This is a genomic window from Streptomyces sp. NPDC088810, from assembly GCF_044750305.1.
Lineage (GTDB): Bacteria > Actinomycetota > Actinomycetes > Streptomycetales > Streptomycetaceae > Streptomyces.
On sequence record NZ_JBIVJQ010000014.1, the window covers coordinates 55990 to 81902 of the forward strand.

At 74.4% G+C, this 25913-nt stretch carries 28 protein-coding genes and 1 pseudogene; 18 read left to right on the forward strand and 11 right to left on the reverse strand.

Going from position 1 to position 25913, the window contains the following annotated elements:
* The 3 genes and pseudogenes from ACIP4Y_RS33615 to ACIP4Y_RS33625 form a co-directional block, all read right to left on the reverse strand.
* A pseudogene (locus ACIP4Y_RS33615) lies at positions 1-262 on the reverse strand (M56 family peptidase); the annotation flags it as partial.
* A gap of 41 nt (positions 263-303) precedes the next feature.
* Positions 304-702 (reverse strand): BlaI/MecI/CopY family transcriptional regulator, encoded by a 399-nt coding sequence (locus tag ACIP4Y_RS33620; RefSeq protein ID WP_401399659.1) that lies wholly within the window; start codon positions 700-702, stop codon positions 304-306.
* Positions 703-744: 42 nt separating this feature from the next.
* Positions 745-2145 carry a PepSY-associated TM helix domain-containing protein gene (locus ACIP4Y_RS33625; protein ID WP_401399661.1) on the reverse strand — a complete coding sequence of 467 codons (1401 nt, stop codon included), beginning with the start codon at positions 2143-2145 and terminating at the stop codon, positions 745-747.
* Between the two features lie 133 nt (positions 2146-2278).
* Between ACIP4Y_RS33625 and ACIP4Y_RS33630 the strand changes: the two genes are divergently transcribed.
* Positions 2279-2923 (forward strand): peptide deformylase, encoded by a 645-nt coding sequence (locus ACIP4Y_RS33630; protein WP_401399663.1) that lies wholly within the window; start codon positions 2279-2281, stop codon positions 2921-2923.
* Between the two features lie 8 nt (positions 2924-2931).
* Here ACIP4Y_RS33630 and ACIP4Y_RS33635 read toward each other — a convergent pair whose 3' ends face one another.
* On the reverse strand, positions 2932-4362 hold the full coding sequence (locus ACIP4Y_RS33635) for a dihydrolipoyl dehydrogenase family protein (protein WP_401399665.1): 1431 nt from the start codon (positions 4360-4362) through the stop codon (positions 2932-2934).
* 142 nt (positions 4363-4504) lie between these two features.
* Here ACIP4Y_RS33635 and ACIP4Y_RS33640 point away from each other — a divergent pair, with 142 nt between their 5' ends.
* The gene (locus ACIP4Y_RS33640; RefSeq protein WP_358642903.1) at positions 4505-4882 is read left to right on the forward strand and encodes a thioredoxin family protein; all 378 of its coding nucleotides are present in this window, start codon (positions 4505-4507) and stop codon (positions 4880-4882) included.
* Positions 4883-4907: 25 nt separating this feature from the next.
* On the opposite strand, the gene ACIP4Y_RS33645 is transcribed toward ACIP4Y_RS33640, so the two are convergent.
* The gene (locus ACIP4Y_RS33645) at positions 4908-5921 is read right to left on the reverse strand and encodes a LacI family DNA-binding transcriptional regulator (protein ID WP_401399667.1); all 1014 of its coding nucleotides are present in this window, start codon (positions 5919-5921) and stop codon (positions 4908-4910) included.
* A gap of 136 nt (positions 5922-6057) precedes the next feature.
* Here ACIP4Y_RS33645 and ACIP4Y_RS33650 point away from each other — a divergent pair, with 136 nt between their 5' ends.
* A complete protein-coding gene (locus ACIP4Y_RS33650) occupies positions 6058-6738 on the forward strand; it encodes a TetR/AcrR family transcriptional regulator (protein ID WP_401399669.1) in 681 nt (226 codons plus the stop codon).
* On the forward strand, positions 6735-7883 hold the full coding sequence (locus ACIP4Y_RS33655; protein WP_401399671.1) for an FAD-dependent oxidoreductase: 1149 nt from the start codon (positions 6735-6737) through the stop codon (positions 7881-7883). The genes ACIP4Y_RS33650 and ACIP4Y_RS33655 overlap by 4 nt, the downstream gene beginning before the upstream one ends.
* A 52-nt stretch (positions 7884-7935) precedes the next feature.
* On the opposite strand, the gene ACIP4Y_RS33660 is transcribed toward ACIP4Y_RS33655, so the two are convergent.
* Positions 7936-8616: a TetR/AcrR family transcriptional regulator gene (locus tag ACIP4Y_RS33660; RefSeq protein ID WP_401399673.1), complete on the reverse strand. Its 681-nt coding sequence runs from the start codon at positions 8614-8616 to the stop codon at positions 7936-7938.
* A 99-nt stretch (positions 8617-8715) separates the two neighbouring features.
* Between ACIP4Y_RS33660 and ACIP4Y_RS33665 the strand changes: the two genes are divergently transcribed.
* The 5 genes from ACIP4Y_RS33665 (at position 8716) to ACIP4Y_RS33685 (ending at position 14080) form a co-directional block, all read left to right on the forward strand.
* A complete protein-coding gene (locus ACIP4Y_RS33665; RefSeq protein WP_401399675.1) occupies positions 8716-9273 on the forward strand; it encodes an NADPH-dependent FMN reductase in 558 nt (185 codons plus the stop codon).
* A 429-nt stretch (positions 9274-9702) separates the two neighbouring features.
* Positions 9703-10668, forward strand: coding sequence for an alpha/beta hydrolase (locus tag ACIP4Y_RS33670; RefSeq protein ID WP_401399677.1), 966 nt, complete (start codon positions 9703-9705; stop codon positions 10666-10668).
* A 121-nt stretch (positions 10669-10789) separates the two neighbouring features.
* Positions 10790-12214, forward strand: coding sequence for an amidase (locus tag ACIP4Y_RS33675; RefSeq protein ID WP_401399679.1), 1425 nt, complete (start codon positions 10790-10792; stop codon positions 12212-12214).
* A 26-nt stretch (positions 12215-12240) separates the two neighbouring features.
* Positions 12241-12459 (forward strand): hypothetical protein, encoded by a 219-nt coding sequence (locus tag ACIP4Y_RS33680; RefSeq protein WP_358642890.1) that lies wholly within the window; start codon positions 12241-12243, stop codon positions 12457-12459.
* Between the two features lie 133 nt (positions 12460-12592).
* Positions 12593-14080 carry an SPFH domain-containing protein gene (locus ACIP4Y_RS33685; protein WP_401399682.1) on the forward strand — a complete coding sequence of 496 codons (1488 nt, stop codon included), beginning with the start codon at positions 12593-12595 and terminating at the stop codon, positions 14078-14080.
* Positions 14081-14276: 196 nt separating this feature from the next.
* Here ACIP4Y_RS33685 and ACIP4Y_RS33690 read toward each other — a convergent pair whose 3' ends face one another.
* Positions 14277-14705, reverse strand: coding sequence for a hypothetical protein (locus tag ACIP4Y_RS33690; protein ID WP_401399684.1), 429 nt, complete (start codon positions 14703-14705; stop codon positions 14277-14279).
* Positions 14702-15361, reverse strand: a complete 660-nt coding sequence (locus tag ACIP4Y_RS33695; protein WP_401399686.1) for a helix-turn-helix transcriptional regulator — start codon at positions 15359-15361, stop codon at positions 14702-14704. The genes ACIP4Y_RS33690 and ACIP4Y_RS33695 overlap by 4 nt, the downstream gene beginning before the upstream one ends.
* Before the next feature lie 110 nt (positions 15362-15471).
* On the opposite strand from ACIP4Y_RS33695, the gene ACIP4Y_RS33700 reads away from it, so the two are divergent.
* Both ACIP4Y_RS33700 and ACIP4Y_RS33705 read left to right on the forward strand, forming a co-directional pair.
* The gene (locus tag ACIP4Y_RS33700; protein WP_401399688.1) at positions 15472-15882 is read left to right on the forward strand and encodes a cupin domain-containing protein; all 411 of its coding nucleotides are present in this window, start codon (positions 15472-15474) and stop codon (positions 15880-15882) included.
* 178 nt (positions 15883-16060) lie between these two features.
* A complete protein-coding gene (locus ACIP4Y_RS33705) occupies positions 16061-16507 on the forward strand; it encodes a type II toxin-antitoxin system PemK/MazF family toxin (protein WP_401399689.1) in 447 nt (148 codons plus the stop codon).
* A 117-nt stretch (positions 16508-16624) separates the two neighbouring features.
* On the opposite strand, the gene ACIP4Y_RS33710 is transcribed toward ACIP4Y_RS33705, so the two are convergent.
* Positions 16625-17497 carry a TIGR02452 family protein gene (locus tag ACIP4Y_RS33710; protein ID WP_401399691.1) on the reverse strand — a complete coding sequence of 291 codons (873 nt, stop codon included), beginning with the start codon at positions 17495-17497 and terminating at the stop codon, positions 16625-16627.
* A gap of 270 nt (positions 17498-17767) precedes the next feature.
* Here ACIP4Y_RS33710 and egtA point away from each other — a divergent pair, with 270 nt between their 5' ends.
* The 4 genes from egtA to egtD are packed head-to-tail and all read left to right on the forward strand — an operon-like array spanning position 17768 to position 22186.
* Positions 17768-19111 carry an ergothioneine biosynthesis glutamate--cysteine ligase EgtA gene (egtA, locus tag ACIP4Y_RS33715; protein ID WP_401399693.1) on the forward strand — a complete coding sequence of 448 codons (1344 nt, stop codon included), beginning with the start codon at positions 17768-17770 and terminating at the stop codon, positions 19109-19111.
* On the forward strand, positions 19108-20451 hold the full coding sequence (gene egtB / locus ACIP4Y_RS33720; RefSeq protein WP_401399695.1) for an ergothioneine biosynthesis protein EgtB: 1344 nt from the start codon (positions 19108-19110) through the stop codon (positions 20449-20451). The genes egtA and egtB overlap by 4 nt, the downstream gene beginning before the upstream one ends.
* On the forward strand, positions 20451-21230 hold the full coding sequence (gene egtC, locus ACIP4Y_RS33725) for an ergothioneine biosynthesis protein EgtC (protein WP_401399697.1): 780 nt from the start codon (positions 20451-20453) through the stop codon (positions 21228-21230). The genes egtB and egtC overlap by 1 nt, the downstream gene beginning before the upstream one ends.
* Positions 21122-22186 (forward strand): L-histidine N(alpha)-methyltransferase, encoded by a 1065-nt coding sequence (egtD, locus tag ACIP4Y_RS33730; protein ID WP_401399877.1) that lies wholly within the window; start codon positions 21122-21124, stop codon positions 22184-22186. Before egtC ends, egtD begins: the two co-directional genes overlap by 109 nt.
* 15 nt (positions 22187-22201) lie before the next feature.
* On the opposite strand, the gene ACIP4Y_RS33735 is transcribed toward egtD, so the two are convergent.
* A complete protein-coding gene (locus ACIP4Y_RS33735) occupies positions 22202-23458 on the reverse strand; it encodes an extracellular solute-binding protein (protein ID WP_401399699.1) in 1257 nt (418 codons plus the stop codon).
* A gap of 209 nt (positions 23459-23667) precedes the next feature.
* Between ACIP4Y_RS33735 and ACIP4Y_RS33740 the strand changes: the two genes are divergently transcribed.
* Positions 23668-23883, forward strand: a complete 216-nt coding sequence (locus tag ACIP4Y_RS33740) for a dodecin (RefSeq protein WP_401399700.1) — start codon at positions 23668-23670, stop codon at positions 23881-23883.
* A gap of 19 nt (positions 23884-23902) precedes the next feature.
* On the opposite strand, the gene ACIP4Y_RS33745 is transcribed toward ACIP4Y_RS33740, so the two are convergent.
* Positions 23903-24394 (reverse strand): hypothetical protein, encoded by a 492-nt coding sequence (locus tag ACIP4Y_RS33745; protein WP_401399702.1) that lies wholly within the window; start codon positions 24392-24394, stop codon positions 23903-23905.
* Positions 24395-24619: 225 nt separating this feature from the next.
* Here ACIP4Y_RS33745 and ACIP4Y_RS33750 point away from each other — a divergent pair, with 225 nt between their 5' ends.
* Positions 24620-25627, forward strand: a complete 1008-nt coding sequence (locus ACIP4Y_RS33750) for an LLM class flavin-dependent oxidoreductase (protein WP_401399704.1) — start codon at positions 24620-24622, stop codon at positions 25625-25627.
* A gap of 88 nt (positions 25628-25715) precedes the next feature.
* A complete protein-coding gene (locus ACIP4Y_RS33755; protein ID WP_358642862.1) occupies positions 25716-25913 on the forward strand; it encodes an antitoxin in 198 nt (65 codons plus the stop codon).

A 25913-nucleotide genomic window follows, 5' to 3' on the forward strand; every position in this document is an offset into this window, starting at 1 on the left:
CGCATGCAGGACCGGGAACAGGGTGACGGCGGAGTCCGCCGACGACACCGCGGACACCAGCGCCCCGGCGACCGCGCCCCAGACGGCCAGACACGACCGAGATGAACGCCGACGGCCGGGTACGGGCCACGGGCGCGGGGGCCGGCAGCGCGGCCACCCGGCGCGGCACGGGACCGGTCGCCGCCGGCGCGGCCCGGGTCGGCGCCGGAGTGCCCGGGGACAGCAGGGCCGCCTTGCCGACGGCGCGGGCCGCCTCCGTGCGCGGGTGCCGCCGGGTCGCGGCGAGCCGGGCGACCTGAGCGGTCAGTCTTCCGTACCGCCGACGTCCGGGCCGGGGATGTCGAGCAGGGCCCGCAGCACCTGCTCGTCGCCGGGCGGCAGGGCGGTGACGAAGCTGGCCAGGACCGCTTCGCGGTCCCGTGCGCCGTCCAGCAGGCGGCGCATGCGCAGGGCGGCCAGCCGGGCCACGTCGGCCGTCGGCGTCCACACGAAGGACCGGCCGTGCCGTTCGCGGGCGACGACGTCCTTGGCGAGCAGCCGGGTCAGGATGGTGACGACGGTGGTGTAGGCGAGGTCGCCGCCGAGGCGCTGCTGCACCCAGGCCGCGGTGACCGGCCCGTCCGCCTCGCGCAGCGCGCCGAGGACCTGGCCCTCCAGTTCGCCCTGGCCGCGCCGCCGGGCCCGCCCGCCTTCCCGCGCCATCGTCCCGGCTCCCCTGTCTCGGCGTCGGCGTGTCGCCCCACGCTACTTCACCCCGCCGGCACTCCCGTAGGTGCGGCGTCCGCGCCGGTGCGCGATCTCGCCGAGGACGATGTCGACGGCGAGGAAGCCGGCCAGCGGAATGCCGAGCAGCGGCACGAACCAGCCGAGCACGGCGACGGCCGCGAGCGCCGGGACGAGCAGGTACGGCGGCACCTCGGCCCAGGCGCCGCGCGGGATCGGCCGGCCGAAGGCGGAGCCCCGGCCGCGCTGCCACCACATGCGGTAACCCCACACGATCAGCAGGATCAGGGCGAGCGCGAGCAGCGCGAGGGCGATCTGGTTGACGAGCCCGAACAGGACGCCGGTGTGCAGGTCGATGCCCCAGCGGGTGAGCTTGGCGAGCACCGGGTAGTCGGCGAACCGCAGTTCGTCGGTGACCTGTCCGGTGGCCGGGTCGACGGCGACGGAGTCCTGCCGGGTGGGCCAGCCGCGCTGGACCTGCTTGACCACCCAGGCGCTGTTCGTGTCGGCCGGCGGCACGATCTCCACCGGGTCGTCGAGCCCCTTCGCGCGGGCTGCCGCGAGCACCTTGTCCAGGCCCACGCCGTGCTCCGCCGTACCGCCGGCGCCGGCCGCGGAGCCGTGGCCCGCGTGCTCGCCGCCGGCCACGGCCGCCGAGACGGACGGGGTGGCCTGACCGAGCGAGGTGCGCAGCTCGTCGATGTTCGCGCCGGCGTACGCCGACCAGGTCAGGCCGGTGGCGGACAGGAACAGGAACCCGGCGGCGGTCCAGACGCCGACCGTGCCGTGCAGGCCGAGGGTGCGGCGCCGGCCGCTGGTGCCGCGGACCCTGCGCAGGGCGCGGCGCCGGGAGAACCACAGCACCAGGCCGCCGCCCGCGATCACCCACAGCCAGCTGGCGGCCAGCTCGCTGTAGAGCCGGCCCGTCTCACCCAGATGGAGATCGCGGTGCAGTTCGTCGATCCAGGTGCGCAGCGGCAGCGCGCCGGTCGCGCCGTACTGTTCCAGCGCGCCGCAGACCTTCCCGGTGTACGGGTCCACGAACACGGCGAGGGTGTGCCCGGGGTCGACGCCCTCGACGCCGGAGAGCAGCACCCGGGTGGTGGCGCCGGCCTCGGGCGCGGGGCGCACGGCGGTGACGGTGCCCTCGGGGTGGGCCTTGCGGGCGGCGGCCACCTGGGCGGAGACCGGCAGCTCGCGCTCCCCGGCCGGGACGGTCAGCTCGTGGTCGTACACGAGCTTCTCGGCCTGGAAGGAACCCGCGTACAGCAGGCCGGTGACGGCGGCGATCAGCAGAAAGGGCGCGATCAGCACGCCGGCGTAGAAGTGCAGGCGGAGCACGAGGGGGCGCAGGGGTGCCCAGCCGGCGCGGGCGGCGGGGCGGGAGGCCTCGGCCGGGACGGTCGAGGGAGCGGTGGTCATCGGCGGGTTTCTCCGGGGGCTTGGTGCTGGAGCGGTGACGGTCCAGGAGTCGGACCGCGAAGCGGCTGAGTTCCCCGGGGTGTTGGTGACCTGTGCCACAGGGACCGGTGGGCGGGCGTGGCATGCTGACGCGATGGCACCTCCCCGTGATCACGCACCGCTCGCCGAGCGGGTCGAGGAACTCCTCGCCGCCGGCGGCCCCTTGCCCATCGTCGCGGCCGGACAGCCCGTGCTGCGGCGCGGCACCGAGCCGTACGACGGTCAGCTCGGGCCCGCGCTGCTGGCCCGGTTCGTCGAGGCCCTGCGCGCCACCATGCACGCGGCCCCCGGTGTGGGCCTGGCCGCGCCGCAGGTCGGCGTGCCGCTCAGGATCGCGGTCCTGGAGGACCCGGCGCCGGTGCCGGAGGAGGTCGCGGCGGCCCGGGGACGCGTCCCACAGCCGTTCCGGGTACTGGTCAACCCGGTGTACGAGCCGGTCGGCGCCGCCCGCGCCGCCTTCTTCGAGGGCTGCCTGAGCGTGCCGGGCTGGCAGGCGGTGGTGGCCCGGCACGCCGAGGTGCGGCTGCGCGCAGAGGACGAGCACGGCCGCCCCCTGGACGAGCTGTTCACCGGCTGGCCGGCCCGCATCGTCCAGCACGAGACGGACCACCTGGACGGCACCCTGTACCTGGACCGCGCGGAACTGCGCTCGCTGTCCACGAACGAGGCGGTCGCCGCGTTGTGGAACGAGCCGACGCCCCGGTCGGCCGCCGAGGCGCTCGGCTTCGAACTGCCCTGACCGACAGGTCAGTTGTCCCGGTACGCCTCCAGCAGCCGCAGCCACACCTCGCTCAGGGTCGGGTACGACGGGACCGCGTGCCAGAGGCGGTCGACCGGGACGCGGCCCGCGACGGCGACGGTGGCCGAGTGGATGAGTTCGCCGACGCCGGGGCCGACGAAGGTGACCCCGCGCAGGATCTCTTCCTCCAGGTCCACGACCATGCGGGCGCGGCCCTTGTAGCCGTCGCCGTACAGGCCTGCGCCCGCGACGGAGGAGAACTCGACGTCGACGGCGCGGACGCGGTGGCCGGCCTGTTCCGCCTCGGCGAGGGACAGGCCGACCGCGGCGGCCTCCGGGTCGGTGAAGACGACCTGGGGTACGGCGTGGTGGTCGGCGGTGGCCGCGTGGGCGCCCCACGGCGCTTCCGCGAGGGTGCTGCCGGACGCGCGGGCGGCGATCGCGGCGCCGGCGATGCGGGCCTGGTACTTGCCCTGGTGGGTGAGGAGGGCGCGGTGGTTGACGTCGCCGACCGCGTACAGCCAGTCGGTGCCGGTGACGCGGAGGCTGTCGTCCACGTCCAGCCAGGAGCCGGGTTCCAGGCCGACGGTCTCCAGGCCGAGGTCGCCGGTGTGCGGGACGCGCCCGGTGGCGAAGAGGATCTCGTCGGCCTCGATCCGCTCGCCGGTGCCGGTGACGGCCACGACCGTGCCGTTCTCGCGGCTGACGGACTCCACGGAGGTACCGGTGCGCAGGTCGACGCCGGCCTCGGTGAGGGCCTCGGCCACCAGTTCCCCGGCGAACGGCTCCATCCGGTTCAGCAGGCCCTTGCCGCGGACCAGCAGGGTGACCCGGGAGCCGAGGGCCTGCCAGGCGGTGGCCATCTCGGTGGCGACGACACCGCCGCCCACGACGATCAGCCGGCCGGGGGCCTCCTTGCCACTGGTGGCCTCGCGGCTGGTCCAGGGCTTGACGTCGGCGAGTCCGGGCAGGTCGGGCAGCTGGGCGCGGGTGCCGGTGGAGACCGCGACGGCGTGCCGGGCGGTGAGGGTGGTGACCGTGCCGTCGGAGGCGGTGACGGTCACCGTGCGCGGTCCGGCCAGCCGGCCCTGGCCGCGGTAGAAGTCGGCGCCGGTGCCCTCCAGCCAGGCGACCTGGCCGTCGTCGTGCCAGTGGGAGGTGTAGTCGTCCCGGCGGGCGAGGACCGCCGGGGTGTCGAGCGGGCCCCGGACCGCCTGGGCGAGGCCGGGCAGGCGGCGGGCGTCGGCCTGCGCGATGACCGGCCTGAGCAGGGCCTTGCTGGGCATGCAGGCCCAGTACGAGCACTCGCCGCCGAGCAGTTCGCTCTCCACGAGCGCGGTGGTCAGCCCGGCCGCGCGGGTGCGGTCGGCGACGTTCTCCCCCACGGGTCCGCCCCCGATCACCACGACGTCGTACGCGATGGATTCCGTTTCCGTCATGGGGTCAGTCTGGTGGGTGGTGTGCGCCGTGGCCACACGGGTACGCGCGCGGAACACAGGCGTGCACGGGTGGAATAGGCGGCCCGGCGACCGTGTTTCCGCCGTCGGCACACCCCCTACACCAGGAAGTGGGAATCACGCCATGAGCAGCACCGTGGAGCTGACCAAGGAGAACTTCGACCAGACGGTCAGTGAGAACGAGTTCGTTCTCATCGACTTCTGGGCGCAGTGGTGCCCTCCGTGCCGGCAGTTCGCGCCCGTCTACGAGAAGGCCGCCGCCGACAACCCCGACCTGGTGTTCGGCAAGGTGGACACCGAGGCGCAGCCGGAGCTGGCCGCGGCCTTCGACATCCAGTCGATCCCGACGCTCATGATCATCCGTGACCAGGTGGCGGTCTTCGCCCAGCCGGGCGCCCTGCCCGCGCCGGTGCTGGAGGACCTGATCGGTCAGGCCCGCAACCTCGACATGGACGAGGTCCGCAAGAGCATCGCCGCCCAGCAGGGCCAGGCGCAGAAGTAGCCCGTGCGGGGGCAGCGGTACCGGGTCAGCTGGACTCCCGCTGCACCACCGAGGCCCCCAGCACGGTGTGCACCTCCGGTTCGCCGCCGGGATCGCGCGCCACGCGGTCGACCAGTTCGGCGAGGGCGCGGCCCGACGGCAGCTCGATGTGGACCGTGCTCAGCCGGGGCCGCAGCAGCCGGCCCAGCATCAGGTCGTCCGCGCCGATCACGGCGACGTCCTCGGGGATGCTCAGGCCCTCGTCCTGCAGGGCGCGCATCAGCAGCATCGCGTACTCGTCGTTGTACGCGAACACCCCGTCCAGGCCCGACGCGCGCCAGCCGGCGGCCACTTCGGCGGCGGCCTCCTCGGTGTAGGCGAGCGGCAGCTCCGTCACGGCGGCGCCGGTGCCGCGCAGCGCCTCGCGGACGCCGGCGAGCCGGGGCCGCGAGTAGGCCTCGAGCCCTGACTCCGCCGGCAGGACGACACCGATCCGGCGCCGGCCGCGGTCGTACAGGTGGGCGCCCGCGCAGTGTCCGACGGCGTCGTGGTCCATCAGCAGGGCGTGCGCCCCGTCGACGCGGCCCGGGCCGAGGGTGACCACGGCCCGGGTGCCGGAGCGCTTGAGCAGGGCGACGCCCTCCGGGCCGAGGCCGGCGCCGGGCACCAGGACGGCCACCGGCCGCAACTCGGCCCAGGCGCGGGCCGCTTCGTCGCCCTGCAGGCCGACGCTGCCGTACTGCACGACGGTGTAGTCCAGCCGGCCGAGCGCCCACTGGAGTTCGTTGAGGAACCCGCCGTAGAGCGGGCCCACCGGGATGGCCGGGGCGGGCATGAGGACCATCCGGCTGTGTCCGGCGCGCAGGCTGCGGGCGGCGGCGTGCGGGACGTAGCCCAGTTCGCGGGCGGCCTCGTGCACGCGCCGGCGGGTCGCTTCGCTGATCCGAACGGCGCTGGTGTTGTTGAGGACGTAGGACACGGTCGCGCGCGAGACGCCGGCCAGGCGGGCCACATCGGCACTCGTGGGCGTGTTCGGTTTCTGCACCATGACAGACGGCATCCTGGCAGAGGGGCGGGGGCCGGGAGCGGGCGGGGCAAGGTGGTTCATCGTTCGACAAACGCGGCACATTCCAAGGTCGGTTGAACGTGTTCGTCACGAGCTTGTTCGTGACGAACATGTTCGCTACGGTGGCGGCATGAACGACGCTCCACGCTCCCGCCGGGAGCGCCCCGCCAAGCCCGCCCTGACCCGGGAGGGCATCGTCGCCGCCGCCGTCGCGATCCTGCGGGCCGAAGGGCTGCGCAAGGTGACGATGCGCCGGCTCGCCCGGGAACTCGACACCGGCCCCGCCTCGCTCTACGTGTACGTCCGCAACACCGACGAGCTGCACGCGGCCGTCCTGGACGAGCTGCTCGGCACGGTCGGCCCGGCACCGGCCGAGGGCAGCTGGCGGGAGCGCCTGGAGCGGGTGCTCACCGCCTACACCGCGATGCTCCTGGAGCACCCCTCCCTGGCCCGCTCGGCGCTGGCCGCCCGGCCGAGCGGCCCGCACTACCTGCGGCTGATCGAGACCCTGCTGGGGCTGCTGCGCGACGGCGGGGTGCCCGCCGCCCAGGCGGCCTGGGGCGTGGACCTGCTGCTGCAGCACGCCACGGCGACCGCGGCCGAGCACGCCGGGGACCAGTCACCCGACGAGTGGCAGGCGCTGATCCGGGCGCTGCGCGAGGCGCCCGCGGCCACCCATCCGCACATCGCCGCCGACGCTAAGGCACTGCTCTCCGGCACGCCCGAGGCCCGCCTGTCGTGGGCCTTCCGCGCCCTGATCAACGGCATCGAGCGGACCGCCGTACCCACCGAAGGCCAGGAGGCCACATGACCGCCACTCCCCTCCCCCACCACCCCGTCGCCGTCGTCGGCGCGGGCCTGGGCGGGCTCGCGCTCGCCCGCGTGCTGCACGTGCACGGCATCGAGGCCGCGCTGTTCGACCTGGAGGGGGCGGCCGGCGCCCGGACCCAGGGCGGCATGCTCGACATCCACGAGGACTCGGGCCAGGAGGCGCTGCGGGCCGCCGGACTGTACGAGGAGTTCCTCGCCCGGATCCACCCGGGCGGCCAGGCCACCCGGGTCCTCGACCGGCACGGCACCGTCCACCTGGCGGAGCCCGACGACGGCACCGGCGGACGCCCCGAGATAGACCGGGGGGACCTGCGCGCACTGCTGCTCGGCTCCCTGCCCGCGGGCACGATCCGCTGGGGCGCCAAAGTCACCGACGCCCGCCCGCTGGGCGGCGGCCGGCACCGGGTGACCCTCGCGGACGGCACCGGGTTCACCACCGATGTGCTGGTCGGCGCCGACGGCGCCTGGTCGCGGGTGCGCCCGCTGGTCTCCGCCGCCCGGCCCGCGTACACGGGCGTGTCCTTCGTGGAGGCGGACCTGCTGGAGGCGGACCTGCGCCACCCGGCGAGCGCGGCGATGGTCGGCGGCGGCATGCTGTTCGCGCTCGGCCCCGGCCGCGGCTTCCTCGCCCACCGCGAGACCGACGGCAGCCTGCACGTGTACGCCGCCGTGACGGCACCCGAGGACTGGCTGGACGGCATCGACTTCACCGACACCGAGGCGGCCAAGGCGCCCGTGCTGAAGGAGTTCGACGGCTGGGACGACAGCCTGCGGGCACTGGTCGCGGACGCGGACGGGGCGCTGGTGCCACGCCGCATCCACGCCCTGCCGGCCGGCCACCGCTGGGACCGGGTGCCCGGGGTCACGCTGCTCGGGGACGCCGCCCACCTGATGTCGCCGTTCGCGGGCGAGGGCGCCAACCTGGCCCTGCTCGACGGCGCCGAACTGGGCCTCGCGCTGGCGGCGGCTCCCGGGGACACCGAGGCCGCGCTGGCCGCCTACGAGGCCCGGATGTTCCGGCGCGCGGAGGAGTCCGCGACGGACTCCGCGCGCAGCCAGGACCTGCTGTTCCGCGCGGACGCCCCGCAGGGGCTGGTGGAGATGTTCACCGGGGAGGGCGACTGACCGGGCGCCGGGCAGGGTGGCCGACCGGGCGGGTGGCTCGCCGGTACGGCGGTCAGCGCGTCGGTTCCGTGCCGGTCACCCGGGCGACCAGATCGAGCCAGCCGGCCTCCAGCCGCTCCATGGGCAGCCCGCGCTGCCGGGTCAGGTGGTGGATCAGCGCCGGGTCCAGCGAGGCCAGCAGGGTGTGGGCGAGCAGGTCGCAGTCGGCGCCCGGCGCGATCTGCCGGAGCAGCACCGTGATGTGCATACGCAGGGAGCCGAACGCGGGGTGGGTGAACCGGCGGGTCGGCTCCGGCTGGGCGGCCAGCTGCAGGTCCAGCTGCTCGGCCGTGCGGTACAGCACCGCCACGCCGAACGCCCGCAGCCGCTCCAGGGGCGGCGATCCGGGGCCCAGCGGGGGCGGTCCGCTCAGGAAGTCGGCCTGGAGCTGCTTGGCCGAGTGGTCGAGCAGGGCCGTCAGCAGCCCGTTGCGGTCGCCGAATCGGCGGAAGACGGTGCCCTTGCCCACCTTGGCCGCGGCGGCCACCGCCTCCATCGTGACCCCGGCCACCCCGTGCTCGGCGATCAGCCGGGCGGCGGCCTCCAGCAGCCGGGCCCGGTTGCGGGCCGCGTCGGCGCGCAGGCACGGCTCGTCGGAAGCCGGGCCGACTTCCAGCAACCGGGGTGCGTCGAGGGGCTCCTGAGGCTTCGGGAAGGGCGGCACGGCGCGGGACATGAAGACAGCGTAAAGCATCGGGAAGAAAACTGGACCCCGGTCCGTTTAGGGTGCTAGAAAGCTAAGCGGACCTCGGTCCGGATCGTGACAGCGATGTTTCTGCCCCTTGGAGTTCCCATGTCTGTTCGCATCCTCGCGCTCGTCGGCAGCCTCCGCGCCGGTTCGCACAACCGCCAGCTCGCCGAGGCGGCCGTGAAGCTCGCGCCGGAGGGTGCCGAGGTCGAGCTGTTCGAGGGCCTGGCCGACGTCCCGTTCTACAACGAGGACATCGACGTGGAGGGCAGCGTCCCGGCCGCCGCCGTCAGGCTGCGCGAGGCCGCCCTCGCCGCCGACGCGTTCCTGCTCTTCTCGCCCGAGTACAACGGCACCATCCCGGCCGTCCTGAAGAACGCCATCGACTGGCTGTCCCGCCCGTACGGCGCCGGCGCCTTCGGCGGCAAGCCCGTCGCCGTCGTCGGCACCGCCTTCGGCCAGTACGGCGGCGTGTGGGCGCAGGACGAGGCCCGCAAGGCCGTGGGCATCGCCGGCGGCAAGGTGATCGAGGACATCAAGCTGTCCATCCCCGGCTCCGTGACCCGTTTCGCCGAGACCCACCCGGTCGACGACGCCGAGGTCGCCGCCCAGCTGACCGAGGTCGTGGCCCGCCTGCACGGCACCGTGGGCGCGGCGGCCTGAACCGTACGACACCCTGCGCGGGCCCTGACCGTACGACACCCCGCAAGGGTCTGACGGTACGGCTCCCCGCAGGCGCCTGAGCTGTACAACCCCCCGCAAGGGCCGGAGCCGCCGTGGCTCCGGCCCTGCCGTATGCCTCCGCGGCGGCACCTGCGCGGCACGGCCGGCCTGGCGGCAACCAGCTCCGCGCCTCAAGGGGGTGTGCGGGCCGGCCGGCGCTGACGACGCTCGGGCTGCTCCGGCACCTGACCGCGCGGCGCACACGGCTCCGGAAGGTCGTCGTCCGGGCGTGACGGGGTAGACGGCTGGTGACCGCGCACGCCGTGGCGGCGCACCTGACGAGGAGGTCGCCGGGAGGACGGGGTACGCCCGCCGACGGGCCGCCGCCCGGTGCGCCGACGAGTCAGACGAGTCATGGGAGGAGCCGCGATGTCCCTGGTCCCGCCGCCGTTCGATCCGGAGCTCGCCACCGTGCTGGAGTCGTTCCGGGAGGTGATCGCGCCCGGGTTCACCCCGGACGACGTGGAAGCCGCCCGGCGCGGCGCGGCCCTCGGGATGGTCGACGTGACCCTGGACGGCGCCTTCGCGGCGGAGGACCGTACGGTGCCCGGACCGGAGGGCGCCCCCGATGTGTCCCTCCTCGTGTGCCGGCCCACGGCCGCTCCCGCCCGGGCCGGGTTCCCGGTGATCTACCACGTGCACGGCGGCGGCCTGGTGGCCGGCACCAACCGGGCCGGCGTGACCGAACCCCTCGCCTGGGCCCGCGAACTGGGCGCGGTGGTGGTGTCGGTGGAGTACCGGCTGGCACCCGAACACCCGCACCCGGCACCGGTCGAGGACGTGTACGCCGGACTGCTGTGGACCGCGGAGCACGCGCGGGAGATCGGCGGCGACCCGGACCGGATCGTGGTCGCGGGCGCCAGCGCCGGCGGCGGGCTCACGGCGGCGCTCGCCCTCCTCTGCCGGGACCGCAAGGGCCCGCGCCCGCTCGGCCAGCTGCTGATGTGCCCGATGCTGGACGACCGCAACGACACGCTCTCCAGCCGTCAGATGGCCGGCCGGGGCGTGTGGGACCGCACCGCCAACGAGACCGCGTGGACGGCCCTGCTCGGCGACCGCCGCGGCGGCCCGGACGTCTCCCCGTACGCGGCCCCGGCCCGCGCCACCGACCTCTCCGGCCTGCCCCCGGCCTTCCTGGACGTCGGCTCCGCGGAGACCTTCCGGGACGAGGTGGTCGGCTACGCCTCGCGCATCTGGCAGGCCGGCGGCGTGGCCGAACTCCACGTCTGGCCGGGCGGCTGCCACGGCTTCGACGCCCTCGCCCCGGAGGCCTCCCTCTCCCGCACGGCCCGCACGGCCCGCATCACCTGGCTGCGCCGGCTGCTGGCGCGGTGACGGCCACTCCGGCCACCCGTGCGACACCGTGCCTCCGCTGCGCGAAAACCGTACGTCCGCCCCCGTCCAGAGGTTACCGTTCAGTAGAAGCCGTGCCCGGACCCTCCCGGAGGTGCCCCCCATGACGCCTGACCGTGCCGCGGGTCTTGCGGAGAGTTGTCGTGCTCTTGCTGGCGGGGAGGTGAGTTCCCGGGTGCTGGTGGAGCAGGCGCTGGCGCGGATCGAGGGGGCGCAGGCGACGCTGAACGCCTTCCGGATCGTACGCGCCGAGGCCGCACTCGCCGAAGCGGACGCGGCCGACCGGGAGTTGGCCGCCGGCGGGCGGCGCCCGTTGCTCGGGGTGCCGGTGGCGGTGAAGGACGACATGGACGTGGCGGGTGAGCCCACCGCGTTCGGCTGCCGGGGCGACTTCCCGCCGGTCGCCGAGGACGGGGAGGCGGTACGGCGGCTGCGCGCGGCGGGTGCGGTGATCGTGGGCAAGACCAACACCTGCGAGCTGGGGCAGTGGCCGTTCACCGAGGGCCCGGCGTTCGGCGAGACCCGCAACCCGTGGAACACCGGGCACACACCGGGCGGCTCCTCGGGCGGGTCGGCCGCCGCCGTCGCCGCCGGGCTCGTCCCGGCCGCGCTCGGCTCCGACGGCGCCGGCTCGGTGCGCATCCCCGCCTCCTGGACCCACCTGATCGGCATCAAGCCGCAGCGCGGCCGCATCTCGACCTGGCCGCGCGCCGAGTCCTTCCACGGCATCACGGTCAACGGCACCCTCGCCCGTACGGTCGCCGACGCGGCCCTGCTGCTGGACGCGGCGAGCGGCAACCACGACCGCGACCTGCACCGGCCGCCCGCGCTGGTGGTGTCGGACGCGGTCGGCCGCGACCCGGGCCGGCTGCGCATCGCCCTTTCCCTGAAGCCGCCGTTCACCGCCGCAGCCGCCCGGCTGCACCCGGAGATCCGCGCCCTGGTCGTCGAACTCGCCGAAAAGCTCGCCGGGTTGGGACACGTCGTGGAGGAGGCCGATCCGCCGTACGGGCAGATCGGGCTGACCTTCGTGCCGCGGGCCACCGCGGGCATCGCCGAGTGGGTCCGCGAGGCGCCCGATCCCGCCCTGCTGGACCCGCGCACCCGGGGTGCGGCCCGGCTCGGCCGGCTGCTCGGCGGGGTCCCGCTGCGGGCGGCCCGGCGGGCCGAGGCGGTGCTGCACCGGCGGATCGGCGCGTTCTTCGGGTCGTACGACGTGATCCTCGCGCCGACGACCGCCCTGCCCCCGCCGCGGATCGGTGCCTTCGCCCGGCTCGGCGGGCTGGCCACCGACCGGGCGATCATCGCCGCCTGCCCGTACGCCTGGCCGTGGAACGTGCTCGGCTGGCCGGGGGTGAACGTGCCCGCCGGGTTCACCGCTTCCGGGCTCCCGGTGGGCGCGCAACTGCTCGGCCCGGCCCACAGCGAGCCGCTCCTGGTGTCCCTGGCCGCGCAGTTGGAGGCGGAGCTGGGCTGGCACGAGCTGTGGCCGCCGCGGCGGGCGGACGCGGACAGCCCGGCCGCGTGACGGCGTTCCGCCCGTACGCTGGGGCCATGGACGACGCGTCGATGGTCGGGCTGATGGGGCGGGTGACGGGGACGGTGGGGCCCGGTCTGGTGGGCGAGGTGATCGTGCGGGTGCGCGGCGGCGCGGAACACTTCCTCGCCCATCCGGCCGACGGCAGGACCCGGATCACGACCGGGACGGTGGTGATGGTGGTGGAGCACCTGCCGCCGAGGACGGTCTACGTCACGCCGGCGTACGACAGTTGAGCCCGCGTCGCCCCAGGTGAGGGCGGCGCGCGTCAAGATTGCGACAAGGATTCGCCGGCGTCTTCACCCGGGGCCCCGGCAGGCGCACACTCCCTTCGTTCGGTGCCGAACGGGCACCATGCAAAGGGGGCGTATGCCGATGGTTGTCGGCGTCGTTGCGGGGGCGGTCGTCGTTGCCGTCCTCGTACTGATCGGTCTGTTCAAGATGATGTGGCGGGTCGCCGAGCCGAACGAGGCACTCATCATCTCCGGGTCCAAGCACCGCACCGAGGGCCTCGAGGAGGGCATGGGCTTCCGTATCGTCACCGGGCGGGGCACGCTCGTGCTGCCCGGGGTGCAGGCGGTGCGCAAGCTCTCGCTGGACCTGAACGAGACCGAGCTGCACGTGGACTGCGTGACGCACCAGGGCATTCCGCTGAAGGTGCGGGGCGTGGTCATCTTCAAGGTGGGCGACGACTTCGTGTCGATCGCCAACGCTGCCCGCCGGTTCCTGGACCAGCAGCGGCTGATGGCGGAGCGGGTGCACAACGTCTTCGCCGGTCATCTGCGGTCCATCGTGGGCGGGTTGACGGTCGAGGACATGATCCGCGACCGGGAGAAGCTGACCGGACAGACCCGGGCGGCCTGCGGTACGGAGATGGAGAAGCTCGGTCTGATCGTGGACTCGCTGCAGATCCACGAGATCGAGGACCCGACCGGGTACATCCAGAACCTGGCGATGCCGCACGCGGCGGCCGTCCAGCGGGACGCGCGCATCGCGCAGGCGGAGGCGAACCGGCTGGCCACGGAGGCCGAGCAGCAGGCGGCGGCCCGGATGTCGGAAGCCACCCGGGACAGCGAGATCCTGCAGGCCGGCTACCAGGCCGAGCGGGACAAGGCGGCGGCCAAGGCCCAGCAGGCCGGACCGCTCGCCGCGGCGGCGGCCCGGCAGGAGGTCGTGGTGCAGGAGACGCGGGTCGCCGAGCTGGAGGCGAACCGGCGTGAGCAGCAGCTCCAGGCGGACGTCCGCAAGCCGGCGGACGCCAAGGCGTACGAGAAGCGGACGCTGGCCGAGGCCGAGCGCGACGCGCGGATCTCGGCGGCCCAGGCCAAGGCGAAGGAGACGGAGCTGGCCGCGGCGGCCGAGGCGACCCGGGTGAAGACCGCCGCGGCGGCCGAGGCCGAGGCGACCAGGACCCGGGGTACGGCGAGCGCCGCCGCCACCCGGGCCACCGGTGAGGCCGAGGCGGCCGCCTCGCAGGCGAAGGGCCTGGCGGAGGCCGAGGCGACCCGGGCCCAGGGTCTGGCGGAGGCCGAGGCCATCAAGGCCCGGGCGGCGGCCCTGGCCGAGAACCAGGAGGCGGTCGTCGCCCAGCAACTCGCCGAGAGGTGGCCGGAGATCGTCCAGGCCGGCGCGTCCGCGTTCGGCAACGTCGACAACATGGTGCTGCTCAACGGCGCCGACGGCATGGGCGAGTTGTTCGCGAAGGCGCTCACGATGGGCGGCACGGGCCTGGGTCTGGCCCGCAAGCTGCTCGCCACGATGGGCGACAACGGGCAGCCGGTGAACGGCGGTTCGCCCTCGCTCAACGGAGTGGTGACGCCTCCGCCGCAGAAGGTGCCCGTGGAGCAGGAGGGCTGAGGCCGGAAGGTCCGTCGCGGCCGGGGCCCCTCACCAGGGGCCCCGGCCGTGCGTGTGCACGAGCCGGTCGACGGTCCGCGGGTCCCGCGCCGGGTTCGCGGCGGCGGCGTGGGCGAGTTCCGGGTCGGCGAGGAGTTCCGCGAGCCGGCCCGCCGGGAGACAGGGGTGCCGTGCCCCGCCGGCCGACCCTGCGGAATCACGCCGTGAGCAGGGACACTCCCAGAGCGATCAGGGCACCGGCCTTGAGGACCTCCAGGGCCACGTACCACAGATGGCTGCCTGAGCGGGGCAGTTCCTCACCCGCGAGGACCCGGTCCGACCTGCGGTTGAGGCGGGGGCGTACGACGGCCAGCTGGGCGACGAGGACCACCGCCACCGCCGCGGTCAGCCCGGCGATCCCGGCGGGGGCGCCGCCCAGGCCGACGGCGACGACCACGACGACCGCCAGTACGGCCTCCACCGCGTTCAGCGCACGGAACACCAGCCGGCCGATGCCCAGCCCGACGGGGATCGTCACCCCCGGTGCGCGGAACTTCAGCGGGGCCTCCAGGAAGGAGATCGCCAGCACCATCCCGAGCCAGACGAAGCTGACCGCACCGGCGGTGGCGGCGGAGGTGGCGTTCATGCGCGGGCGCCGGTCAAGTGGGCGACACAGGCGTCGGGTTCGGCGAAGGGTTCCAGCGCCGTGACCGTCAGCGGTGCGTCCAGCCGCGCCAAGGCGCCCTGCATCAGGCCCAGGTGGAGCGGGCACACCACACCGCTCCGCTCCTCGGCGAGTTCGAGGAACGGGCAGTGCCGCAGCCGGATCCGCTCCGGCGGCCCGCCGCCCCCGTCGGGCTGCGGTGCGAAGCCCAGGCCGTCCAGCAGGGCGAACAGCGCGGCCGTCGACCGCTCGGGGGTCGGCGGCTCGTCCGGCGGGAGCGGGTCCACCAGGAAACGCCCCCAGGCACGGCCCGTCTCCATCGCCTCGGCCCGCGCCTCGGCCGGGTCGGCGGCGGTCCACCGGCTGAGCAGCATACGGGCCAGCAGCCGGTAGTCGCGCAGGCCGCCGCGGTCCATGCCGGGGCGCGGGGTGTAGACGGTACGGGGCCGGCCGGGCCCCGAGGACGCCTCGGCCCGGCGCTCCACCAAGCCGTCGGTCACCAGGGCGTCCAGGTGGAACCGCACGGTGTTGGGGTGGAGCCCCATCCGCTCGGCGGCCTCCGCGACCCCGAGCGGCGCGGGCGCGGTGCGCAGCACCTCCAGCACCTCCCGGCGGCGCGGGCTCTCCCGCGTGGTCACGTCCGGACACCCCTCTCCCACTGCGACCCTTTTTCACGAATCTTACATGTATTAATTGTAGAGTGGGTGGGCAGTGTGGCAGGGAAACGGAAGAGCCGAGGAGAACACAGATGACGTCGCCGTCCGCGATCGACACCGCACCGGCCGGCCGCCCGGCGGCGGACCCGCGCGTCCTGTGTGACACCCGCGCGCTGGCCGAGGCACCTCCCGTACCGGCCGGCGTGCTGTGGAAGCTGGCGGAGGGCGAGCGCCAACTCGACGCCAACGTGGTCCGGTTGGCCCCGGGCGGACGGATCACGGCCCACACCGAGGCCCAGTTGGACGTGCTGGTCCTGGTCGTCGCCGGGCACGGCACCCTCGGCGACGGCACCGCGGAGGCGGCCGAGCCGCTCGCCGCGGGCGCCCTGGTCTGGCTGCCGCACGGCGCTCCCCGCAGCATCACCGCGGGTGAGGCCGGGCTGACCTACCTGACCGTGCACAGCCGCCGCCCGGGCATGCGGATCGGCCCGCGCCCCAGTTGAGGTGCGCCGATCCCGTCGATCAGGTGCACCTCGACGTGAGGGCCGGTACCGGGCTCGGGCGTAGAGCGTCTCGCCCCGCAGGAAGCCGAGTGCACACGGCTGGTCGCGTCATGCAGGACATCGAGGGCAACGAGTTCCGTCTCGACTGAGCACCTCCGCCAAGCCTTAGGGTGCCTGCGTGAGTACGTCTACCGAAGAGAACGTCCCCGGCCGTCACGGCCCGTATGCCACCACCGAAACCGATCCGCGCGCGGTCGGCCGGGTGCGCACCGAGTACTCCCCCGCCCACGACGGCGACCCTGACCCCGGGGAGATCGTGTGGACCTGGGTGCCGTTCGAGGAGAACGACGGGCGGGGCAAGGACCGGCCGGTGCTGGTCGTGGCCCGGGAGCCGGGCGGCACCCTGCTTGCCGTCCAGCTGTCCAGCAAGCGGCACGACGGTGACCGGGAGTGGGTGGCGATCGGCAGTGGGCCCTGGGACCGGTCGGGCCGGGACTCCTGGGTGGACGTGGACCGCGTGCTGCGCCTCCACGAGCCGGGCATGCGCCGCGAGGCGTGCGCCCTGGACCGGATGCGCTTCAACCTGGTCCGCCAACGCCTCCACGAGCGCTACGGCTGGACCTGACCGGCCCGTACCCTCGACGGCCGGCCGCCCGCACGGGCACCACGGCCGACCGTGACCGGCCTGCTCCGCGCAACCCCCGCTCGCGGCCGACCGCGCCCGGCCCGTGCCCCCGCAGTCCTACATCCGCACCCGACCGGCCCGCTCCCCCCGGTCCCCTTCGCCGCCCCCGGCCCCCGCCTCCGGAAACGCCCGTTCGAACGCCCCCCGCACCACCGCTCCCGGTGTCCGGTCCAGCACGCCGAACACCACGTGGCCGAACCGGTGGGCGAACCGCCCGTCGGGGCCCAGCAGGGTGCGGAAGGCGTGGGCGACCTGGGCCGGGTCGTTCTGGAAGACGCCGCAGCCCCAGGCGCCGAGGACCAGGCGGCGGTAGCCGTGGGCCGCGGCCGTCTCCAGGACGCGTTCGGCGCGTGAGGCCAGGGCGTCGGGGAGCTCGGCGGCCCGCTGCGGGACCGTACGGCGGATCACGCCCGCGTTGGGGGCGGCGGCCGTCAGGAAGCCCGCGTGGTACGGCTCGGCGAGCAGTCGGCCCCGGTCGTCGCGGAAGACGGGGACGGCCGGGGAGTGGATCACCCGGTCGGTGTAGAACGGGTCGCGGTCGGCGCGGTGGTGGTCGTAGAAGGCGCGGGCCGTCAGCAGGCAGGTGTGCAACGCGGAGGCGCGGCACAGGGCCTCTTCCTGCGCCTGCGCACCGTTGAGGTAGCCGCCGCCAGGGTTCCGCGCCGAGGCGAAGTTCAGGACGGCGACGGGGGCGTCGGCCAGCCGACGGGCCGCCTCCAGGCTGCTCTCGCCGGTGACCTCGAAGACCGCTTCGCCCGCGGGTCCTGCAGGCGCGACCGGCACCGGCGCGGGGCCGAACATCCGGGTTCCCGCCCGCGCGGCCTGAACCGCGTCCGCCACGGACACCTCCCGCCCGTCCGGCGCCCGGTACCGGCCCGCAGCGACGATACGTTCCGTCTCCGCAGCGACCCCGCGCAGGCGCGCGCTCACGGCGTCACCCCCGTCGGCGCCACGACCGCGGCCTGCGCGGTCTCCCCCGTCGTGCTCATGCAGTCATCCTGAGTGATGCTGATATGCGGTGCAACGGAGTTTCCCGTTCCCGGAACGGCCCGGTAACGCGCAAGGAAACGGAGGTGACGGATCCGGAACGTCCCGGTTGGCACCCTTGTGCGATTCGGCGGAAAGGTTTTGGGTGGGACGAGCGCCTGCCCGGGCACGACACCGGGCCGGTGGCATGGTGGAACCTCAGGAGGACCCGACATGTCCGGTACACAGACCGACGGCGGTGACTGTACGGAGCACCGCACCGCCGTCACCGAGGCCGAGGTGGAGGCCCTGGTCCGGGGCATCTGCTTCAAGACCGGCCCGCCCCGCACCCTCGGTGTCGAGCTGGAGTGGCTCGTCCACTCCCTGGAGCTGCCGCAGCTCCCGGTCACACCCGAACGGCTCGAAGCGGCCTACGCCACCCTGCGGGCCGTACCCCTGGGCTCGGCGCTCACCGTCGAACCCGGCGGCCAGCTGGAGCTGAGCTCGCCGCCCGCCGCCTCCCTGATGGAGTGCGTCGACACCGTCTCCGCCGACCTGGACACCGTACGGGCGGTCCTGGCGAAGGACGGTCTCGGCCTCGCGGGCATCGGCCACGACCCCTGGCACGCGCCCCGCAGATTCCTGCACGAGCCGCGCTACGACGCCATGGAGGCCTGCCTGGACCGCAACGGTCCGGCCGGCCGTCACATGATGTGCACCTCGGCCTCCGTCCAGGTCTGCGTGGACGCCGGCCACGAGGAGCCCGGCCCGCTGGGGCACGCCAGGCGCTGGTGGCTGGCGCACCAGCTGGGCGCGGTACTGGTGGCCGCGTTCGCCAACTCGCCGCTGCTGGGCCGGCGGCCCACGGGCTGGCAGTCCACCCGGCAGCTGATGTGGATGGAGATCGGTGCCGGCCGGGCCGGCGGTCCCCCGCTGAACGGCGAGCCACGAACCGCCTGGGCCCGGCACGTGCTGGACTCGCCGGTGATGTGCGTCCGCCGGGAGAGCGGGCCGTGGGAGGTACCCTCGGGGCTCACCTTCCGGGAGTGGACCCGCTCCGGGTCGCCCCGGCCGCCCACCCGCGCGGACCTCGACTACCACCTGACGACCCTGTTCCCGCCGGTCCGGCCGCGCGGCCATCTCGAGCTGCGGATGATCGACGCGCAGCCGGGCGAGGACGGCTGGCTGGTGCCGCTCGCGGTGACGGCGGCGCTGTTCGACGACCCGGAGGCCGCCGAGCGTGCCTACCGGACCGTGAAGCCGCTGGCCGAACGGGCCCTTAACCTGCCCGCCCCGCACAACCCGCTGTGGGTCGACGCGGCCCGGCTCGGGCTCGCCGACCCGGAGCTCCGGGAGGCCGCCGACACCTGTTTCGCGGCGGCCCAGGAGGCGCTGCCCCGGCTGGGCGCCACGGCCCGGGTCACCGACGCCGTGGCGGCGTTCCGGGACCGCTACGTGGCCCGGGGCCGCTGCCCGGCCGACGACCTGCCGGACCGGCTGCCCGCAACCGACCCGCCCCGTTCCGGCCCGGCCGGGGGCACCCGCACCGCCCACGGGAGGAAGGACATCCGTACATGACCGCCCCCGAGACCGACACCGAGACCCAGGCCGAGGAGACGGACAGCGAGGCGCTGCGCAGGCGCGCGCTGGCCGCCCTCCTCGGCGCCCGTGACCGCACCACGCTGCTGACCAGCTGCGTCGACGAACCGGATCTCACCGCCCAGCACTCCCCGCTGATGTCCCCGCTGGTGTGGGACCTCGCCCACATCGGCAACCAGGAGGAGCTGTGGCTGCTCCGGACGGTCGGCGGCCGTGAGGCGATGCGGCCCGAGATAGACAGCCTCTACGACGCCTTCGAGCACCCGCGGGCCGAGCGTCCCTCGCTGCCGCTGCTGCCGCCCGCCGAGGCCCGCCGGTACGCGGCCGACGTGCGCGGCCGGGCCCTGGACCTGCTGGAGGCGGCCGACTTCCACGGCACCCGGCTGACCGAGGCCGGCTTCGCCTTCGGCATGATCGCCCAGCACGAACAGCAGCACGACGAGACCATGCTGATCACCCATCAGCTCCGCACGGGCCCGCAGGCCCTGACCGCCCCGGACCCGGATCCGCTCCCGCTGTTCACCGGACCCGCCGAAGTCCTCGTACCCGGCGGCCCGTTCACGATGGGCACCTCCAGCGAGCCCTGGGCGCTGGACAACGAACGCCCGGCGCACCCGCGGGAGGTCGCGCCGTTCTGGATCGACACGACCCCGGTGACGAACGCGGCGTACCAGGCGTTCATCGAGGACGGCGGCTACGACACCGAGCGCTGGTGGGCTCCGCAGGGCTGGGCGCACATCCGGCGGCACGGCATCTCGGCCCCGCTGTTCTGGCGGCGGGACGGCGCCCAGTGGCTGCGGCGCCGGTTCGGGACCACGGAACCGGTCCCGCCGGACGAGCCGGTGCTGCATGTGTGCTGGTACGAGGCGGACGCCTACGCCCGCTGGGCCGGGCGGCGGCTGCCCACCGAGACGGAGTGGGAGAAGGCGGCCCGCTTCGACCCGGCCACCGGCCGCTCCCGGCGCTATCCGTGGGGCGACGCCGACCCGGCGCCCGACCACGCCAACCTGGGCCAGCGGCACCTCAGGCCCGCCCCCGCCGGCAGCTATCCGGCCGGTGAATCGCCGCTCGGCGTCCGTCAGTTGATCGGCGATGTGTGGGAGTGGACGGCGAGCGACTTCCTGCCGTACCCGGGTTTCACGGCCTTCCCGTACAAGGAGTACTCGGAGGTGTTCTTCGGGCCCGAGTACAAGGTGCTGCGCGGCGGTTCGTTCGCCGTGGACCCGGTGGCCTGCCGGGGCACGTTCCGCAACTGGGACTACCCGATCCGCCGGCAGATCTTCTCCGGGTTCCGCACCGCCCGCTCGGAGACCGTCTGATGTGCCGTCACCTCGCCTATCTGGGCTCGGAGGAGCCGCTCGGCCGGCTCCTCGTGGAGCCCCCGCACAGTCTGTACCGGCAGTCGTGGGCGCCGCGCCGGCAGCGGTACGGGACGGTCAACGCCGATGGTTTCGGGGTGGGCTGGTACACCTCCGACGATCCCGTCCCGGCGCGCTACCGGCGGGCCGGGCCGATCTGGGCCGACCTGTCCTTCGCCGACCTGGGCCGGGTGGTGCGCTCGGGCGCCGTGCTCGCGGCCGTACGGGACGCGACCCTGGCGGGGGCGGACGCCGAGGCCGCGGCGGCGCCCTTCGCGGCCGGGCGGTGGCTGTTCAGCCACAACGGTGTGATCGCGGGCTGGCCGGACTCGGCGGCGCCGCTGGTGTCCGCGCTGCCGCCGGTCGACCTGCTGTCGCTCCAGGCCCGCAACGACTCGGCGTTCGTCTGGGCGCTGGTCCTGCACCGGCTGCGCAGCGGCGACGAACCGGACGAGGCCTTGGGCGAAACGGTTCGCCAACTGGCCCGGGCCGCCCCCGCCTCCCGCCTGAACCTGCTGCTGACCGACGGAGCCGTGATCGCCGCCACCGCCTGGGGCGACTCGCTCTGGTACCGCACGGAGCCCGGCCGGAGCACGGTCGTCGCCTCCGAGCCGTACGACGACGACCCCCTCTGGCAGGAGGTCCCCGACCGCACCGTGCTGACCGCGAGCCGCGCCGGAGTGCTGCTCGCCCCCTTGGACGAACCGGCGCCCGCATCACCGAAGGAGCCCTGCCGTTGAGCCCCCTGCACGTCACCCGCACGCTCCCCGAGGACGCGACGGACGCCGCGCTGCGCGCCGACGTCCTGCACGGCCTCACCGCCACGCCCAAGTGGCTGCCGCCGAAGTGGTTCTACGACGCCCGCGGCAGCGAGTTGTTCGAGCAGATCACCGAACTGCCCGAGTACTACCCCACCCGCGCCGAGCGGGAGATCCTCGCCGCCCGGTCCGGTGAGATCGCCGCCGCCAGCGGTGCCCGCACCCTGGTCGAGCTGGGCTCGGGTTCCTCCGAGAAGACCCGCTATCTGATCGACGCGCTCCCCCTGTCGGCGTACGTCCCCGTGGACGTCAGCGAGAGCGCCCTCACCCAGGCCGGGCAGGCCCTGATCGAGGAGCGCCCGGACCTCGACGTCCACGCCCTGATCGCCGACTTCACCGCCCCGCTGACCCTGCCCGCCACGCCCGGTCCCCGGCTGGTGGCGTTCCTCGGCGGCACGATCGGCAATCTGCTGCCCGCCGAACGCGCCCGGTTCCTGGCCTCCGTGCGCTCGCTGCTCGCCCCGGGCGACGGGCTGCTGCTCGGCACGGACCTGGTCAAGGACGAGCGGATGCTGGTCCGGGCGTACGACGACGCGGCCGGGGTGACGGCCGCGTTCAACAGGAACGTGCTGGCCGTGGTCGACCGCGAACTGGGCGCCGACTTCGATCCGGACGCGTTCGACCATGTGGCCCTGTGGGACGCCGAGCGGGAGTGGATCGAGATGCGGCTGCGCTCCCGTACGGCACAGACCGTGAAGGTGCCCGCGCTGGACCTGGCCGTGGACTTCGCGGCGGGCGAGGAACTGCGCACCGAGGTGTCGGCCAAGTTCCGGAAGGAGGGCGTGACCGCTGAACTGGCCGCCACCGGGCTGGAGCTGACCCACTGGTGGACGGACCCGCAGGGCCGCTTCGCGCTGTCGCTGAGCGTGCTGCGGTGAGCCGGTTCCAGCCGGTCAGCCCACGTCCGGGGCGAGCGCCTCGGTGATCTCGCGTGCGGCGCTGCGGGCCTCGGTCGCCGGGTCCGCGCCGTTCAGCACCCGCGTCATGTACTCCTTGATCGGGTTGTCGGCCTCCACGTCGGCCCATTGAGGGGTGTGGGGGGTCGCCCGGCCGTGTGCCGCGCCAGCGGCCATGGCGGCGACCCCCTCCTCGCCGGCGACCGCGCCGGCCAGGGTGGTCTTGTTGGGCACGTAGTTCATGGTGCGGGCGAGTTCGGTGTCCCACTTGGCGCCGGTGAGCGCGCCGACGACGGCGGTCGCGGCGAACTGGTCGTCGGTGTTGCGCGGGACGACCAGGTCGGAGCCGCCGGTGAAGACGGTGCCGGGCCGTGCGGCGGTCCTGCCGGGCACCGGGAAGAAGCCGAGCTTGCCCTTCAGGTCCGGGTTCTGCCGGACGACGGCCTGGGCGAGTCCGGGTACGGCGATGATCTGCGCGACCTTGCCACCGGCGAACACCCCGGCCTGGGGCGGGTGTTCCTCGTCGGCGTCCACGGGCCCCTTGCCGAGCGCCTGGAGCCGGCGGTAGAAGTCCATGCCGCGCAGCGCGGCCGGGGTGTCCAGGGTGCCCCGCCACGTGTGGTCCTGCTCCCGGGCGAGGTCGCCGCCCTCGTCCCAGATGAAGCCGGAGAGCGTGTACCAGTCCTGTCCGGCGAGGTAGATGCCCTGTGTGTCACCGGAGTCGAGCTTCTCGGTGGCGGCGAGCCATTCCTCGCGGGTCTTCGGCGGCCGGGTCACGCCGGCCCGGTCGAACAGGTCCTTGCGGTAGATGACGACGCGGTTGGCCGCGTACCAGGGGATGCCGTACTGCTTGTTGCCGTCCTTGCCGGGCTGGGCGAGGCCGGGCAGCCACTTCTCCTTGCCCCAGTCCCGCATCGACTCCAGGGTGAGATCCGCGAGCCGGCCGCCGTCGGCGTACAGCGGCACCTGGGTGTTGCCGACCTCGATGACGTCCGGGCCGTCGCCGGAGTCCGCCTTCAGCGCGGTGCGGACCTTCTCGACGATGCCGGTCCACTCCTGGACGCGGATGTCCAACCGCAGGTCTTCGTGGGTGCGTTCGAAGTCCTCGGTGAACCGCTGCAGGAACTCCCGTGAGGCGCTGTCCTTCATCAGCCACACGGTGACGGTCGTGCGCTCGTGGTCGCCGGGGAGCATCCCGCAGCCGCTGACGAGGGAGCCTGTGACGCAGAGGAGGGCGAGCAGACGTCGTCTCACGAGGGGTCCTGTTCTGTCTGGCAGGGGTGCTGGGACAGGGGAGGGGGCCCGACGTGGGGGGACGAGCGCGGGGCTCGTACGGGTGTGCTGGATTTTGGTATGGACCAATGCGGAGGTCAAGGGCTACCGGCGGTACACCGGTGACGCCGTGCGGACGGAGCGCGGATACGGCACGGTGGAGTACGGCGTGACACGAGAGGAGCACCCGCATGTCGAACCACACCTACCGGGTCACCGAGATCGTCGGCACCTCGCACGACGGTGTCGACCAGGCCATCCGCAACGGCATCGCCCGAGCCGACCAGACCCTGCGCAACCTGGACTGGTTCGAGGTGACCCAGATCCGCGGCCAGATCGAGAACGGCCGGGTCGAGCACTACCAGGTGGGCCTGAAGGTGGGCTTCCGCATCGAGGACGGCGACTGAGCAGGCCGACACGGCTTTCTCAGGTACGCCCCTCGCGCTCCTGCGCCTCCTCCAGCGCGGCCGACTTGGCGGCCCAGCGGGCCCGTACGACGGTGAACCCGGCGCGCTCGGCGTCGTCGCACACCAGCTCGTCGTCGTCCACCAGCACCCGCACCTCCCGGTCCCGGGCGAGCCGGCGCAGGATCTGCAGCTTGGTGAACCGGGCCGGCCTGCGGTCGGCGTCGCTCCGCATGAAGACGCGCCCCTCGGGCAGCCCGTGGGCCGCGAGCCAGTCCAGGGTGTCCCGGCGGCACCGCTCGGGGCGGCCGGTGAGGTACACGACCTCGCACGCGCCGGCGCTCTCCACGGCCAGCGCCACGCCCTCCGCGAGCGGCGGGTCCTGGGGGGCGGCCGCGAAGAACCCGTCCCAGTCGCGCGGCCGGCTCTCCAGGAAGTGCTGGCGGTGGGCGGTGTCGGCCAGCGTGTTGTCGAGGTCGAACACGGCGAGCGCGCGCTTGCTGCTGTCTGTCACACCGGCCACCCTAGCCAGTCCGCGAGCCCCGGCAACCTCCGCGCCACCGGCGGCGACCGGGGTACGACCGAGCCGGCCGACACCCGGGAGACTCCATGCGCAACACGTCGATCTGGACCTGCGCCCGACACCGCTGACGCGTGGCACCGGCCGCACCGTGCGTGCCCGCGCACTGACCTCGCGTGGCCGCGGGAATCCCGCGCCCGCCAGGGCGTTGAACCCTGCGTGAGCAGCACAGTGATCAGCCGGACCCGGTTCTCCCTCCTGGACCGCTCCCGCACCCGCGAGGGCCGCCCGCCCGGCGAGGCGCTGCGGGACACCGTCGCGCTGGCCCGGGAGGCGGAGGCGCTCGGCTACCACCGGTTCTGGGTGTCCGAGCACCACGGGGTGCCGGGGGTCGCCGGCTCGGCGCCGACCGTGCTCGCCGCCGCGGTCGCCGCGGCCACCCGCACCATCCGGGTCGGCACCGGCGGGGTCATGCTGCCCAACCACCAACCTCTCGTCGTGGCAGAGCAGTTCGGGGTGCTGGAGGCGCTGTTCCCGGGGCGGATCGACATGGGGCTCGGCCGCTCCGTGGGCTTCACGGACGGGGTGCGCAGGGCGCTCGGCCGGGACAAGGGCGACGCCGAGGACTTCGCGGCGCAGCTCGGGGAGCTGCTGGGCTGGTTCACGGGCGGCTCGCCGGCCGGGGTGCACGCCCGCCCCGCGGAGGGCCTCAGGGTGCCGCCGTTCGTGCTGGCCATGGGCGAGGGCGCGCGGATCGCGGCCCGCGCGGGCCTGCCCATGGTCATCGGTGACCTGCGCGGACGCGAGAAGATGCTGCGCGGCATCGACGAGTACCGCTCGCTGTTCCGCCCCTCCCCCTGGGCGTCCGAGCCGTACGTGGTGATCTCCGGCACGGTCGCGGTCGCCGGCACCGGTGCCGAGGCGCGCCGGCTGCTGGTCCCCGAGGCCTGGTCGATGGCGTACTCCCGCACCCACGGCACGTTCCCGCCGCTCGCCCCCGCCGAGTCGGTCGAGGCCCGCGCGATGAGCGCGAGGGAACGGGACTTCTACGAGTCCGCTCTCGCCGGGCACATCGCCGGCACCGCGGAGCAGGTCGCCCACGAGCTGGAGGCGGTGCTGAAGGAGACCGGCGCCGAGGAGGTGCTCGTCACCACCAGCACCTACGACCGTACGGCCCTGCTGGACTCCCACCGGCGGCTCGCCGCGCTCTTCGCGCCGGACCGCTGAGCACCGGGCCGCCGGGCCGTTCGAGATGCGGTACCGGCCCGGGCCGGTGACCCTGGAAGGGCGAACCCGAAAGCGACGAGGAGGGCTCATGTCCTTCATGGACAAGATCAAGGGCATGCTCAAGGGCCACGAGGGCATGGCCGGCAAGGGCATCGACAAGGGCGGGGACTACGTCGACCAGCGCACCGGGGACAAGTACCGGTCGCAGGTCGACACCGGACAGGACAAGCTGCGGGACGAGTTCGGCACCCGGCCGCAGGACCGGGACAACCCTCCGCAGGCGTAG